Annotated in this window: 13 protein-coding genes; 10 read left to right on the plus strand and 3 right to left on the minus strand. The window is 72.1% G+C overall.

Annotation, left to right across the window (positions count from 1 at the left end; all coding sequences use genetic code 11):
- Window positions 1-58: 58 nt before the first annotated feature.
- A complete protein-coding gene (prcA, locus tag ACWEOE_RS20540; protein ID WP_452011349.1) occupies window positions 59-835 on the plus strand; it encodes a proteasome subunit alpha in 777 nt (258 codons plus the stop codon).
- A gap of 71 nt (window positions 836-906) precedes the next feature.
- Here the strand turns inward: prcA and ACWEOE_RS20545 are convergent, their stop codons facing one another.
- Both ACWEOE_RS20545 and ACWEOE_RS20550 read right to left on the minus strand, forming a co-directional pair.
- On the minus strand, window positions 907-1,134 hold the full coding sequence (locus ACWEOE_RS20545; protein ID WP_452011351.1) for a hypothetical protein: 228 nt from the start codon (window positions 1,132-1,134) through the stop codon (window positions 907-909).
- 515 nt (window positions 1,135-1,649) lie between these two features.
- Window positions 1,650-3,149, minus strand: a complete 1,500-nt coding sequence (locus ACWEOE_RS20550; RefSeq protein ID WP_452011354.1) for a phosphatase PAP2 family protein — start codon at window positions 3,147-3,149, stop codon at window positions 1,650-1,652.
- A gap of 147 nt (window positions 3,150-3,296) precedes the next feature.
- Here ACWEOE_RS20550 and pafA point away from each other — a divergent pair, with 147 nt between their 5' ends.
- Together pafA and ACWEOE_RS20560 are read left to right on the plus strand one after the other, a co-directional pair.
- Window positions 3,297-4,655, plus strand: coding sequence for a Pup--protein ligase (pafA, locus tag ACWEOE_RS20555; RefSeq protein ID WP_452011357.1), 1,359 nt, complete (start codon window positions 3,297-3,299; stop codon window positions 4,653-4,655).
- A 221-nt stretch (window positions 4,656-4,876) separates the two neighbouring features.
- On the plus strand, window positions 4,877-5,920 hold the full coding sequence (locus tag ACWEOE_RS20560; protein ID WP_452011359.1) for an oxidoreductase: 1,044 nt from the start codon (window positions 4,877-4,879) through the stop codon (window positions 5,918-5,920).
- Window positions 5,921-5,926: 6 nt separating this feature from the next.
- Here ACWEOE_RS20560 and ACWEOE_RS20565 read toward each other — a convergent pair whose 3' ends face one another.
- Window positions 5,927-6,625 carry an SDR family oxidoreductase gene (locus ACWEOE_RS20565; RefSeq protein ID WP_452011361.1) on the minus strand — a complete coding sequence of 233 codons (699 nt, stop codon included), beginning with the start codon at window positions 6,623-6,625 and terminating at the stop codon, window positions 5,927-5,929.
- 75 nt (window positions 6,626-6,700) lie between these two features.
- Here ACWEOE_RS20565 and ACWEOE_RS20570 point away from each other — a divergent pair, with 75 nt between their 5' ends.
- From ACWEOE_RS20570 to ACWEOE_RS20600, 7 genes are all read left to right on the plus strand, one after another.
- The gene (locus tag ACWEOE_RS20570; RefSeq protein ID WP_452011364.1) at window positions 6,701-7,693 is read left to right on the plus strand and encodes a helix-turn-helix transcriptional regulator; all 993 of its coding nucleotides are present in this window, start codon (window positions 6,701-6,703) and stop codon (window positions 7,691-7,693) included.
- The gene (locus tag ACWEOE_RS20575) at window positions 7,690-8,670 is read left to right on the plus strand and encodes a helix-turn-helix transcriptional regulator (protein ID WP_452011367.1); all 981 of its coding nucleotides are present in this window, start codon (window positions 7,690-7,692) and stop codon (window positions 8,668-8,670) included. Before ACWEOE_RS20570 ends, ACWEOE_RS20575 begins: the two co-directional genes overlap by 4 nt.
- A 10-nt stretch (window positions 8,671-8,680) precedes the next feature.
- Entirely contained in the window at window positions 8,681-8,908 is a 228-nt protein-coding gene (locus ACWEOE_RS20580) for a bacteriophage holin (RefSeq protein ID WP_452011370.1), read from the plus strand.
- A 21-nt stretch (window positions 8,909-8,929) separates the two neighbouring features.
- Window positions 8,930-9,229: a Sec-independent protein translocase subunit TatA gene (tatA, locus tag ACWEOE_RS20585; RefSeq protein ID WP_452011372.1), complete on the plus strand. Its 300-nt coding sequence runs from the start codon at window positions 8,930-8,932 to the stop codon at window positions 9,227-9,229.
- Between the two features lie 86 nt (window positions 9,230-9,315).
- Window positions 9,316-10,278 (plus strand): twin-arginine translocase subunit TatC, encoded by a 963-nt coding sequence (gene tatC, locus ACWEOE_RS20590; RefSeq protein WP_452011375.1) that lies wholly within the window; start codon window positions 9,316-9,318, stop codon window positions 10,276-10,278.
- Window positions 10,279-10,285: 7 nt separating this feature from the next.
- On the plus strand, window positions 10,286-11,194 hold the full coding sequence (locus ACWEOE_RS20595; protein WP_452011378.1) for a diacylglycerol/lipid kinase family protein: 909 nt from the start codon (window positions 10,286-10,288) through the stop codon (window positions 11,192-11,194).
- Between the two features lie 67 nt (window positions 11,195-11,261).
- Complete coding sequence (locus tag ACWEOE_RS20600) at window positions 11,262-14,027, plus strand: DEAD/DEAH box helicase (protein WP_452011380.1); 2,766 nt, start codon at window positions 11,262-11,264, stop codon at window positions 14,025-14,027.
- Window positions 14,028-14,142 lie beyond the last annotated feature (115 nt).

Here is a 14,142-nt window from a genome sequence, read left to right on the forward strand (position 1 = left end):
CTTTCCCGAACGCTGAACCTTCGACCGCCGGTACACCGGAGAACGTGGAGCCGACACCGTGACGATGCCGTTGTATGCCTCTCCCGAGCAGTTGATGCGGGAGCGGTCCGAGCTGGCGCGCAAGGGTATTGCGCGAGGCCGGAGCGTGGTGGTGCTGAAGTACTCCGGCGGGGTGCTGTTCGTGGCGGAGAACCCGTCGGCGACGTTGCACAAGGTGTCGGAGATCTATGACCGGATCGGGTTCGCCGCGGTGGGCCGGTACTCGGAGTTCGAGAACCTGCGGGTGGCGGGGATCCGGCACGCGGATCTGAAGGGCTACCAGTACGACCGCCGTGACGTGAGCGCGCGGGCGCTGGCGAACGCGTATGCGGCGACGTTGGGCAGCATTTTCACCGAGCAGTTGAAGCCGTTCGAGGTGGAGGTGTGTGTCGCCGAGGTCGGGGCGAGCCAGACGGAGGACCAGCTGTACCGGCTGACCTACGACGGGTCGATCTTCGACGAGTCGCCGTTCGTGGTGATGGGTGGGCAGACGGAGCCGATCAGCGCGAAGCTGAAGGACACGGTGGATCCGGAGCACGACCTGGCCACGGCGCTGGCGACGGCGATCGAGGGCCTGCGGGCCACGGTGTCGACGTCGAACGGCAACAACGGCGCGGCCGCGGAGCCGGACCCGATCAAGCTCGAGGTCGCGGTCTTGGACCGGGCGCGGCCGCGGCGCGCGTTCCGCCGGTTGACGGGTGCGGCGCTGGATGCGCTGTTGCCCGCGCCGCCGGCGAAGGACGATGCCGAGAAGCCGGCCGAGGGTGGCTCGGAGGGTGACTCCGCCCAGGAGTGAGTGGTTGCCGTGTGTCGTGTGGGCCGTCCGGGTTTCCGGGCGGCCCACACGGCGTTTCGGGCACTGGCGGGTCAGGACGCGGGTGAGGGGGTGCGGAAGTTCTGGTCGGCGAACGCCAGCAGGCAGGGCAGGGTCACGCGGGCGGTGTGCCAGGTGTGGTTGAAGCCGTGTTCGGTGTGGACGACGGCTTGCTGGCCGCGGAGCCGCAGGGCGTCGGCGATGCGGGGGGCGGTGGCCACGTCGGTGGGTGCGCCGGTGCCGGCGGCGAGGAGCACGGAGACGGGTGCGGTGAACGGCATCGCGGGCGCGTAGTGGCGCGGGGTGTCGCGGCGATGGAGGCGTGGCCGTAGAGGACGCCGATGGAGTCGTTGAGGTCGTCGTAGGGCAGGGCGATCACGAGGGTGGCGAACTCGTCGAGGTGGTGCAGGCCGGTGTTGAGGGCGGCGAACCCGCCGCCGGACATGCCGCCGAGGGCGCGGTGGCGGCGGTCGGCGATGGTCCGGTAGTGGTGGTCCACGCCGGGGGACGCCGGTTCGCGCCAGGTAGGTCTCGAGCTGGGGGTAGCCGTGGATGAGGTAGACGACGGGGAATCGGCGGGGTCGTCGTAGCCGGGCGGCAGGATCACGTAGTCGGCGGTGCGGACGTAGCCGACGTAGCTGTTCACCGCGGTCACGGCGGCGAGCAGCACCAGGACCGCAGTGACCGCGGTGTTCCAGTCCCTGCGTGAACGGGCGCGGGCAGGGTCGCCCGCACCTGGGGTGATCACGTTGGGGAGCAGGCGCTGTGGATTCGTTGAGAGCGGGTGAAACGCCGGTCAGGCACCCACGTCGGGGTTGCGGTAGATCGTGAGGGCGCTGGGGCGGGCGCGGAAGGTGAACTCGTTGCCGAGCGGCCCGACCTCGCCGTCGGTGGCCACGCGGCGGTTGCCCCCGAGCAGTTTCACGCGCAGTTCCGGCACGTCGCGCTGCTGGTAGACGTGGCTGGCGTTGAGGCTGTTGGTCACCATCGCGAGCAGGAAGCGGGCGCGGGAGTAGGGCAGGTCGGCCCGCAGGTAGCGCACGTCGAGCAGGCCGGTGTCCAGAGCGGGGCGCCGCGACGGGGCGAAACCCTTGGGGGAGTAGGTGCCGTTGCCGATGAAGATCAGCCAGACCTCGGCGGGTTCGTCGTCGAGCAGGATCGGCAGGGGTTTCGCGCGGCGCAGCACGCGGGCCAGGGCGAGCGCCGCGGAGGGCCACTTGGGGTGCTTCTGCTGCAGTTTTTCGCGCAGCCGCACCATTTCGGGGTAACCGCCGAGGCTCGCGGTGTTCACGAACCAGCGGTGCTCGGGCTCGCCGGCGCCGTGGACCTCGACCTCGCCCAGGTCGATGCCGACGGCGTTGCCTGCCTCGGTGGCCGCGTCGGCGTCGGACATGGAGCGCACGCCGACGTCGCGGGCGAAGTGGTTGAGCGTGCCCGCGGGGATGAGTGCGAGCGGCAGGCCGCGTTCGGCGGCGACGGACGCGACGGCGGCGACCGTGCCGTCACCTCCGGCCACGCCGAGCGCGCGTACGGTGCCGCCACGGGCGTCGATCTCGCTCTCGAGCTGCTCACGCAGGTCCTGGTGCGGGTCGGGGTAGAGCAGGGTCGCCTTGGGCCAGGCGTAGCGCACGTCCTCGGTCGGGTCCTGGCCGTCGACGCCGGAGTGTGGGTTGACCAGGGCCAGCATGTCCTCGCCGTCGCGCATCTCGGGCGCTTCGGCCGTGTGCGCGGTGCGGGCGGGGGTGTCGGGGTGCAGCGGCCACCAGTGGCGGGTCAGGGTGGCGACGCCGACACCGATCACCAGGCCCGTGCCGACGTCGCTGGGCCAGTGGACCCCGGTGTGCACGCGCGAGTAGGCCACGGCGCCGGCCAGCGGCGCGACGACGAGCCCGGCGCGCGGCGACTCCATCGCGACCGCCGTGGCGAACGCGGCGGCCGACGCGGAGTGTCCGGACGGGAACGACGACGAGGTCGGACGTTTGCGCAGCCGGCGGTGCTCCGGCACCTCCTGCTCGGCGGGGCGCCGGCGGGGGAACAGGGGCTTGCCGAGCAGGTTCGCCGCCGCGCTGGCGCCGGCGATCGCGACGATCCCGCGCAGCGCGCCGCGGCGGGTCGAGCCCTTTTTCACGGCCAGCACTGCGGCCACGGCCCACCACAGCCGGGATTTGTTCGCCGACTTCGAGAGCCAGCCCAGCACGTCATCGGCGCGGGTCCTCGGCAGCGCCGCACTGCGGCGGATGAGGGCCCGGTCGGTGCGGCCGACCTTGCGGAAGGGGCGCCTGAGCTGGTCGAACACCGTTGCTGACCTCGTTCCCGTCGAGGGGTGGACCGCGTCCGGCGCACATCGCCTCACGCGTGGTTTCGCACATTCGCAACGTACCGACCGCGTGTCGCCGCCCGAACGGCGCACCGCTCAAGGGGGTGCAGCGCCTACTCTGGTGGGATGCAGCGGCGGATCTTTGGCATCGAGACCGAGTACGGGGTCACGTGCACCTTCCACGGTCAGCGCAGGCTCTCGCCCGACGAGGTCGCGCGGTATCTCTTCCGGCGGGTCGTGTCGTGGGGACGCTCGTCGAACGTCTTCCTGTCCAACGGCTCCCGGCTCTACCTCGACGTGGGCTCGCACCCCGAGTACGCGACGGCGGAGTGTGACGACCTCGCGCAGCTGGTCACCCACGACAAGGCCGGCGAGCGGATCCTCGAGGACCTGCTCGTCGACGCCGAGCGCCGGCTGGCCGACGAGGGCATCGGCGGCGACATCTTCCTGTTCAAGAACAACACCGACTCCGCGGGCAACTCCTACGGCTGCCACGAGAACTACCTCGTGACCCGGGCCGGCGAGTTCTCCCGGATCGCGGACGTGCTGCTGCCGTTCCTCGTCACGCGCCAGCTGATCTGCGGCGCGGGCAAGGTTCTGCAGACCCCGCGGGGTGCCGTGTACTGCCTGTCGCAGCGCGCCGAGCACATCTGGGAGGGCGTCTCCAGTGCCACCACGCGTTCGCGCCCGATCATCAACACCCGCGACGAGCCCCACGCCGACGCCGAGCGCTACCGGCGCCTGCACGTGATCGTGGGCGACTCGAACATGGCCGAGCCCACCACGATGCTCAAGGTCGGGTCCGCGAACCTGGTGCTCGAGATGATCGAGGCCGGCGTGCAGTTCCGCGACTTCACCCTCGACAACCCGATCCGGGCGATCCGCGAGATCAGCCACGACCTCACCGGCCGCCGGCAGGTGCGGCTGGCGGGCGGGCGCGAGGCCTCCGCGCTCGACATCCAGCGCGAGTACCACGCCCGCGCCGTGCAGCACCTCAAGGAAAACGGCTCCACACCCGCCAACGAGCGGGTGGTCGAGCTGTGGGGCCGCGCCCTGGAGGCCGTCGAGCAGCAGGACTTCTCCAAGATCGACACGGAGATCGACTGGGCCATCAAGCACCGCCTGGTCGAGCGCTACCGCTCCAAGCACGACTTGGACCTGTCCAGCCCGCGGATCGCGCAGCTCGACCTCGCCTACCACGACATCCGCCGCGGCCGGGGCATCTTCGACCTGCTGCAGCGCAAGGGCCTGGTCAAGCGTGTGACCGACGACGGCGAGATCGAAGCCGCCAAGGACACCCCGCCCCAGACCACCCGCGCGAAGCTGCGCGGCGACTTCATCGCCGCCGCCCAGGCCGCCGGGCGCGATTTCACCGTCGACTGGGTCCACCTCAAGCTCAACGACCAGGCCCAGCGGACCGTGCTGTGCAAGGACCCGTTCCGCTCGGTCGACGAGCGGGTGGAGCGCCTGATCAGCTCCCTGTAACCCGCCAGGACCGCAGCCGACGATGGCCGTCCCGCACGATGCGGGACGGCCATCGGGCATTTCGGCGGATGAGGCCAACCCGGCGTCGCCGGGCCCGATCGACGGTGCTGTGCGCGCTTTCGCCGGAGAGCCACTGGCAAGGGGGCGTGCCGGGCTCGGGGCCGAAGCGCGGTCGGCGTTCCCGACAAAAGTCGCCACCCCGGTACGGCAAGATCACCGGCATGCGGGTCCTGCGTGCATTGGTGGTTCTGCTGGGTGCGGTGCTGCCGCTGATCGCCGGCGGGGTGGCGAGCGCGGCTCAGCGCCTCCCGTCGTGGCAGCCGACCCCGACCGGCGTCACGGCCCAGTTCCGCGGCCTTTCGGCCGTCAGCGCCCGCGTGGCGTGGGTCAGCGGCACCCAGGGAACTGTGCTGCGCACCACCGACGCCGGCCGCACCTGGACCGCCGTGGGCCCGCCCGGCACCGCGACGCTCGAGTTCCGCGACATCGAGGCCATCGACGCCGACCACGCCGTGGTGCTCTCCATCGGGCCCGGCACCGACTCCCGCGTCTACCGCACCGACGACGCCGGCCGGCACTGGCGCCAGACCTTCGCCAACACCGACCCGGGCGCGTTCTACGACTGCCTCGCGTTCTTCGACCCCTGGCGCGGCCTCGCCATGAGCGACCCCGTCGACGGCAGGTTCCGAGTGCAGGCCACCGCCGACGGCGGCCGCACCTGGCGCCGGATCCCCGACAGCGCGTTCCCGCCCGCCCTGCCCGGTGAGGCCGGGTTCGCCGCCAGCGGTCAGTGCGTGACCACCTCCGGCCCGTTCGACGCGTGGCTCGCCTTCGGCGGCGGCGCCCGCGCCCGCGTGCTGCACACCCGCGACGCCGGGCACCACTGGACCGTCGCCGACACGCCGCTGCCCAGCAGCGCGACCGCCGGGGTGTTCGCCCTCGCCTTCCGCACGCCGGGCCAGGGCGTCGCCATCGGTGGCGACTTCGCGAACCCCACCGCGCCCGGGCCGGCCGTCGCGCTCAGCGGCGACCGTGGCCGCACCTGGCGCACCCCGCCGCAGTACCCCGCCGGCTACCGCTCTGGCCTGGCCTGGCTCGGCGGTTCCGTGATCGCGGTCGGTCCCGGCGGCAGCGACCTCAGCCCCGACGGCGGCCGCCACTGGGCGAGCTTCGACACGGGCAGCTTCGACACCGTGGACTGCACCCCGCTCGGCGCCTGCTGGGCCGGCGGGGTCGGTGGCCGGGTTGCCCGGCTGCAGCGCTGAACCCGGCTAGAGGACCTGCCCGGTCGGGCGCACCATGATTTCGTTGACGTCCACCGTCGGCGGCTGCTCCAGCGCGTAGAGCACGGCCCGGGCGATGTCGTCGGCCGCCAGCTGCGGCTTGCGGCGCTGCTCTTCGGTGAGGATGTCGGTGTCGGTGATGCCCGGCTGCACCAGCGTCACCCGCACCCCGGTGCCCACCGCCTCCTCCCGGATGCCGGCGGCCAGCCCGCTCACCGCCCACTTCGTGGCCGAATACAAGCTCCCCTTGCGCGGATACCGGCCGGCGACCGACCCGGTCAGCACGAGATGACCGCTCGCGGCGGACAAGGCGGGCAATGTCGCGCGGGCGGTGAGGGCGGCGCCGTAGACGTTCGTCAGCACCATCTCCCGCCACTGCCCGGGCTCGGCACCGCCGTCGCCGAAGAACGACACGCCCATGCCGATCCCCGCGTTCGCGAAAGCCGCGTCGAGCCGCCCGAACCGCGCCAGCGTCGCCTCGACCGCACCCGACACCGCGTCCCAGTCGGCCACGTCAGCGGCCTGTGCCAGCGCGTTTTCCTCGCCGAACTCGGCCACGAGCGGGTCGAGGGCGTCGAGAGTGCGCGCCACGAGCGCTACCCGGAACCCCGCCCCGACGGCACGGCGGGCCGTCGCGGCCCCGATCCCTCGCGACGCTCCGGTCATCAGCAGTACACGGTCAGCCATGGTGCCAGGCTAGGCGCGCGACGCGTTCGGGGAACCTCACCATCGGGGCGTGCCCGGCGAGCTAGGGTTGTACGGGTGTCCACCGCACGCGCCGAACGGCTGGTCAACCTCGTGCTCGCCCTGCTGTCCACCCGGCAGTACCTCACCGCCGAGCGGATTCGCGGGATCGTGTCCGGGTACGCCGACGCGGCCAGCGACGAGGCCTTCTTCCGCACGTTCGAACGGGACAAAACGGAGCTGCGGGAGCTCGGCATCCCGCTGGAGACCGGCCGCAACTCCGCCTTCGACCCCGTCGAGGGCTACCGCATCGCCCGCCGCGACTACGAGCTCGGCGAAATCGACCTGGCGCCCGACGAAGCGGCCGCGGTCGGTCTCGCCGTGCGCCTGTGGGACTCGCCCGAGCTGACCGGGCAGGCCCAGGGCGCGCTCGTGAAGCTGCGCGCCGCCGGCGTCGAGGTCGACGACCAGGCACCCACCGTGATCGAACCGCGCGTGCGCGCCGAACCCGCGTTCGGGCCGCTGCTCGCCGCCGTGCAGAACGGCCAGGCCGTGCGCTTCGAGTACCGCCGCAGCGGCTCTCCGGAACGCATGATCCGCACCCTCGAACCGTGGGGTGTCGTGTCGTGGCGCGCCCGCTGGTACGTCGTCGGGCACGACCGCGACCGCGGCGCCACCCGCTGCTTCCGGCTCTCCCGCGTGACCGGCAAGGTCACCGCAATCGGCGAGCCCGGCGTGGTGACCCGGCCCGAGGGCGTGAACCTGCTGCAGCTCGTGTCCGTGACCGGCGGCGGCGAAGACCCCAGCCCCGTCACCACCGCCCGCTTGTGGGTCGCCGACGGCCGCGCCGCCGGCGTCCGCCGCCGCGGCGAGGTCGTGGGCCGCGAGAGCATCGACGGCGAGGAAGGCGACCTCATCGAAATCGGCCTGTACTTCCCCGAATCGGCCGCCGACTGGATCGCCGCGCAGGGCCCCGACGTGCTCGTGCTCGAACCCGACGTGCTCGCCAAATCCGTGCAGCACCGCCTCGAAGCCGTCCTCGCCCGCGCCGAGCAGGGGAGCACCCGATGAGCGGCTCCTCCGAACGCATGCCCCGCCTGCTCGCCCTCGTGCCCTACCTGCTCGCCCGCCCCGGCGTGCGCGTCGACGAGGCCGCCCACGACTTCGACGTCACCCCGCGCCAGCTGCGCAAGGACCTCGAGCTGCTGTGGATGTGCGGCCTGCCCGGCTACGGCCCCGGCGACCTCATCGACCTGTCTTTCGAAGGCGACACCATCGTCGTCACCCACGACGCCGGCATGAGCCGCCCCCTGCGCCTCACCGGCAGCGAGGCCACCGCCCTGCTCGTCGCACTGCGCGCGCTGGCCGACACCCCCGGCGTGGTCGACGGCGACGCCGTGCGCCGGTCCATCGCCAAGATCGAGGCCGCCGCGGGCCAGGCCCAGCCGGCCGGGGTCGTGGTCGGCGGCGGCGTGCGCGAGGGCAAACGCGCCGCGAAGACCCGCGAGGAGGTCGCGGCCGCGCTGCAGGCCGGGCGCGCCCTGCGGATCCGCTACTACACCGCGTCGAAGGACCAGATCACCGAACGCACCGTGGACCCGATGCGGCTGCTCATCGTGCAGGCCGTCGGCTACCTCGAAGCCTGGTGCCGCCGCGTCGAGGACGTGCGCCTGTTCCGCCTCGACCGCATCGACGAGCTGACCGTGCTCGACGAACCCGCCGCGCCCCCGGCTCACGCACGGCCCACCGACCTGTCCGACGGCGTGTTCTCCACCCGCCCCGACCAGCGCGAGGCCGAGCTCGTGCTCGACCCCGACGCACGCTGGGTCGCGGAGTACTACCCGTGCGAAGAGCTCGCCGAGCTCGACGGTGGCCGCCTGCGCATCCGGATGCGCTACTCGGACGAGTCCTGGATGGTCCGTCTGGTCCTCGGACTGGCCGGAGACGCGCAGGTGGAGAGCCCTGTCACACTGGCTGACGCGGTTCGACGGCGAGCGGCCGACGCCGTGGCCCGATCCCGTCACCTAACGTCAACCTACGGCCGTTAAGGTAACCCACGTGTCGTATCTGCCCACCTACGTGCTGCTCGCGGCCGGCTTGGTTGTCCTGATCGTCCTGGCAGTGCGGACGATCAGAGTCTTGCGCCAGTTCCGCCGCACCATGAGCATGGTGGCTACGAACACCCAGGACCGGACGGGACTGCTCCGCGCCCGGTCCGCAGCACTTCGCGTGGCCGTGGCGCAGCGCCGCGACACGCCGGAAACCAGTACCATCGCCAATGACTGAAGAAAGAAGGAGGCCACCGCCATGAACGCGCTCCAGCCGTGGCACATCATCATCCTCGTGCTCGTCGTGGTTCTGCTGTTCGGGGCCAAGAGGCTTCCCGACGCCGCCCGTTCCATCGGCAAGTCCATGAAGATCTTCAAGGCCGAGACCAAGGACCTCACCGGCGAGCACAAGGAGGAGGCCCAGGAGGCCGAGACCCGTCAGCTCCCGCAGGCCACCACCCCGGCCCAGGACACGCAGGTCGCCGACCTCCAGCGCCAGCTCGACGAGCTGAAGAAGCAGCAGGCCGGCGCCGAGCAGCCGCAGAAGAACGCCAGCTGAGGCCTTTCACCACCCGGTCCCCGGTCCACGGAGCGCGCTGAACACCCAGCGCGCTCCGGCGGGCTACGACGAGAACGGAACGACCAGTGGCGGAAGCCGCCGCCGGCAACGGCAACCCCAGCAAGCGCACGCGCCGCAGCCGCCGCAGGAACCCCGACGGCACGATGACCCTCATCGAGCACGTCTACGAGTTCCGGCGCCGGCTAGGGTTCGCCCTGCTGTTCATCGTCATCGGCGGCATCTTCGGCTGGATCTGGTTCGAACAGCACCTCGGCCCCATCCCTTCGCTCGGCGACATCATGACCCACCCGTACTGCGCCATCCCCGCGGAACAGCGCTTCGGCGGCAACCAGGCCGGGTGCCGGCTGCTGCAGACGCAGCCGTTCGAGGTCTTCATGGTCCGCCTGAAGATCGGTGTCGCGGCCGGTGCGGTGCTGCTCTCGCCGTTCTGGCTGTACCAGTTCTGGGCGTTCATCGCGCCCGGCCTGTACTCGAAGGAACGCAAGTACGCGCTGACCTTCGTCGGCTTCGCCTCGGTGCTGTTCGCCGCCGGCGCCGTGCTCGCCTACTTCCTCGTGCCGCACGCGCTGGCGCTGCTGGCGGGCTTCGGCCAGGACCAGTTCGTGACCGCGCTGACCGCGGACAAGTACATCTCGTTCATCCTGTCGCTGCTGCTCATCTTCGGTGTCAGTTTCGAGCTCCCGCTCATCGTGGTGATGCTCAACCTCGTCGGAGTCGTCCGCTACCAGCAGCTCAAGCGGTGGCGCCGCGGCATCCTGTTCGCACTGTTCGTGTTCGCCGCCTTCGCCACTCCGGGCTCCGACCCGTTCTCCATGCTGGGCCTGGCGGCCGCGCTGACCGTGCTGTTCGAGATCGCCATCCAGATCACCCGCTTCCACGACCGCAAACGCGACAAGCTCCGCGAGGACGAAGGCTGGGACAAGCTCGCCGACGACGAAGCCGCGCCGTTCGACTACACCCCGAGCACCATCGAGGAAGACGAACCCGCCACCACGCCGCGCAGCCACTCGACCGACGACATCACGTAACCACCGCATGGGCCTCACCGCGGCGCTCGCCGTCCACCCGGCCTCCGGCCACGGCGCCGCGGCCCGGATCGCCGACGCCGTGGCCGCCCGGCTGCGCCCCGCCGTCGAGCGCCTCGACGTCCTCACCGCCACCACCGTCGAGGAATCCCGCGCCCTCATGCGCTCCGCCCACGCCGACGGCCTCGACGTGCTCATCGTCCTCGGCGGCGACGGCGCCGCCCACCAGGGCGTGCAGTTCTGCGCCGACCACGACGTCGCCCTCGGCCTCGTGCCCTCGGGCACCGGCAACGACTTCGCCCGCGCCCTCGGCACCCCACCCGACGCGCTGGCCGCCTCAGACAAGCTCGCCGAAGCCCTGCGCACCGGCACCCGCCGCACCCTCGACCTCGGCCGCCTCGGCGAAGCGGGGGAGAGCGGCGCCTGGTTCGCCACCGTGCTGTGCTCCGGCTTCGACGCCGCCGTCAACGCCCGCGCCAACGCCCTGCGCTGGCCACCGGGACCCCGCCGCTACGACATCGCGATCCTCGCCGAGCTCGCCGCGTTCCGGCCCCGCCCCGTCACCCTCCACACCGACGCCGGCGTCCTCGAACTCGACGCCACGCTCGTCGCCGTCGGCAACACGCCCTTCTACGGCGGCGGCGTCCCCATCTGCCCCGAAGCCACCCCCGACGACGGCCTCTTCGACGTCACCGTGATCGGCGCCGCCGGCCGCCGGCAACTGCTGCGCCTGCTGCCCGGCCTGCGCACCGGCGCCCACGTGGGCCACCCCGCCGTGCGGACCTTCCGCACCGGTACCGTGCGCATCGAAGCCGCCGCGAACCCCACCTGGCCCGCCTACGCCGACGGCGAATCCCAAGGCCGGACCCCGGTCACCGCCACCTGCGTGCCCCGCGCCCTCACCGTCGTCGCTCCGTAACCACCCGGCCACCCGCGCGTCGGCACGCCGCGTGCGGACTGTCGGTGCTGTGTGGAACCCTGGGCAGGTGGCCAATAGCCCTTCCTCTTCCCCGGCCGAGGCCTACGCGGTCTCACGCCGACGCGCCAAGTACCCGCAGCTGACGCGCTTCGCCGGCGAGGTGTCGTTCGAGTTCGACGACTTCCAGGTCCGCGGCTGCGAAGCCCTCGAAGACGGTCACGGCGTGCTGGTGTGCGCACCCACCGGCGCCGGCAAGACCGTGGTCGGCGAGTTCGCCGTGCACCTTGCGCTCGCCGAAGGCCGCAAGTGCTTCTACACCACGCCCATCAAGGCGCTGTCGAACCAGAAGTACGCCGACCTCGTCGCCCGCTACGGCGGCGACGCCGTCGGCCTGCTCACCGGCGACACCTCGATCAACGGCAACGCCCAGGTGGTCGTGATGACCACCGAGGTCCTGCGCAACATGCTCTACGCCGGCAGCTCCGCCATCCCCGAGCTCGGCTACGTCGTCATGGACGAGGTCCACTACCTCGCCGACCGCTTCCGCGGCGCCGTGTGGGAGGAAGTGATCCTCCACCTGCCCGAATACGTGCGCGTCGTCGGGCTCTCGGCCACCGTGAGCAACGCCGAGGAGTTCGGCGAATGGCTCGTGGAGGTTCGCGGCGACACCACCGTCGTCGTCGACGAGCACCGGCCCGTGCCCCTGTGGCAGCACATGCTCGTCGGCAACCGCCTGATGGACCTGTTCGCCGGCCAGGACGAAAACGACCCCGGCGCCGAGCTGAGCATGAACCCGGGCCTGCTGCGCCGCGTCGAAGAACTCGGCCGCTTCGCCCCCGCGTCGATGCGCGGCAACCGCGGCGGCCGCCGCGGCGCACCCCGCCCACAGCGGTTCCGGCCGCCCTCCCGCGTCGACGTCGTCGAACGCCTCGATGCGGCCGGGCTGCTGCCGGCGATCGTGTTCATCTTCTCCCGCGCCGGCTGCGACGCCGCCGTCGCCCAGTGCGTGCGCTCCGGCCTGCGGCTCAACGGCCCCGAGCAGGTCGAGGAGATCCGTCGCATCGTCGCCGAGCGCACCGCCGACCTGCCCGAAGGCGACCTGAGCGTGCTCGGCTACTGGGAGTGGCGCGAAGCCCTCGAACGCGGGTTCGCCGGCCACCACGCCGGCCTGCTGCCCGCGTTCAAGGAGACCGTCGAGGAACTGTTCCTGCGCGGCCTCGTCAAAGCCGTCTTCGCCACCGAGACCCTCGCGCTCGGCATCAACATGCCCGCCCGCACCGTGGTGCTCGAACGGCTCGTCAAGTACAACGGCGAAGCCCACGTCGACCTCACCCCCGGCGAGTACACCCAGCTCACCGGCCGCGCCGGGCGCCGCGGCATCGACGTCGAAGGCCACGCCGTGGTCGCCTGGCAGCCCGGGGTCGACCCGAAGCAGGTCGCCGGCCTCGCCTCCACCCGCACCTACCCGCTGCGCTCCTCGTTCAGGCCCGGCTACAACATGGCGGTGAACCTCGTCGCCCAGGTCGGCGCCGACTCCGCCCGCGAACTGCTCGAACAGTCCTTCGCCCAGTTCCAGGCCGACCGGTCCGTGGTCGGCACCTCCCGGCGCATCGACCGCAACAAGGAAGCCCTCAAGGGCTACGCCGAAGCCGTCACCGGCGAGTTCGACGAGATGCTCGACTACGTCGAGCTGCGCGCCAAGATCTCCGCCCGCGAAAAGACCCTGTCGAGGCAGAACACCGCCAGCCGCCGCGCCGGCACCGCCGAATCGCTCGAGAAACTGCGCAAGGGCGACGTGATCGCCGTGCCGGCCGGCCGCCGCGCCGGCCTCGCGGTGGTCGTCGACCCGGGCCTCGACCCGATCCGCGAGCCGCGGCCCGTGGTCGTCACCGAGGACCGCTGGTCCGGGCCGCTGTCGGTCGCCGACTTCCCGGCCCCGGTCGAGGCCCTCGGCCGCATCCGCCTGCCCAAGCACATCGAGCTGCGCTCACCCAAGACCCGCCGCGACATCGCCTCGGCCCTGCGCGACTCCGGCATCTCGCTGCCCGGCCGGCAGCGCCGCCGCACCAGTCAGGGCGACGACGCCGAGCTCAACACCCTGCGCCGCGCCCTGCGCGCCCACCCCTGCCACGGCCTGGCCGAACGCGAGGCCAACCTCCGCTGGGTCGAGCGCTACCAGCGGCTGCAGGCCGAAACCGAGCAGCTCGAACGCAAGGTCGCCGCCACCACCCACTCGCTGGCCCGCGCGTTCGACCGGATCCTCGCGCTGCTCGGCGAACGCGGCTACCTCGGCCCCGGCACCGGCGAAGACCGCGTCACCGAACACGGCCACCGCCTCGCCCGCCTCTACAGCGAATCCGACCTCCTCGCCGCCGAGTGCATCCGCCACGGCGTGTGGGAAGGCCTCGGCGCGGCCGAGCTAGCCGCCGTCGTCTCCACGCTCGTGTTCGAGGCCCGCCGCGACACGGCGGGGGAGCCGCGGCTGCCCGGCGGCGCCGTGCCCAAGGCCTGGGAGGAGACCACCAAACTGTGGGTGGACCTCACCGAGGACGAACGCCGCCACCACCTCGACCGCACCCGCGAACCCGACGCCGGTTTCGCATGGCCGGTCTACCGGTGGGCCCGCGGCGAGTCCCTCGAAAAGGTCCTCACCGCCGCCGAGACCAACGGCCAGGAACTGTCCGCCGGCGACTTCGTGCGCTGGTCACGCCAGGTCATCGACCTGCTCGACCAGATCCGCGACGTCCTCGGCAAGGCCGACCCCGTCGGCGCCGCCGCCTCGGAGGCCGTGCGCGCGCTGCGCCGCGGCGTCGTCGCGGCCGGTGGGGCGTGACCGGTTGACCGAAAAGCGCGCTTCGGACCCGGGGCGTTCCCGGGCAGGTCGAGGTCACCGCACGGACAGGGTGCGCGTGGACGCGTGTGCTCGGCCGCGACGTGTGGTTGGATCG

The sequence above is a fragment of the Amycolatopsis sp. NPDC004368 genome, from assembly GCF_053602515.1.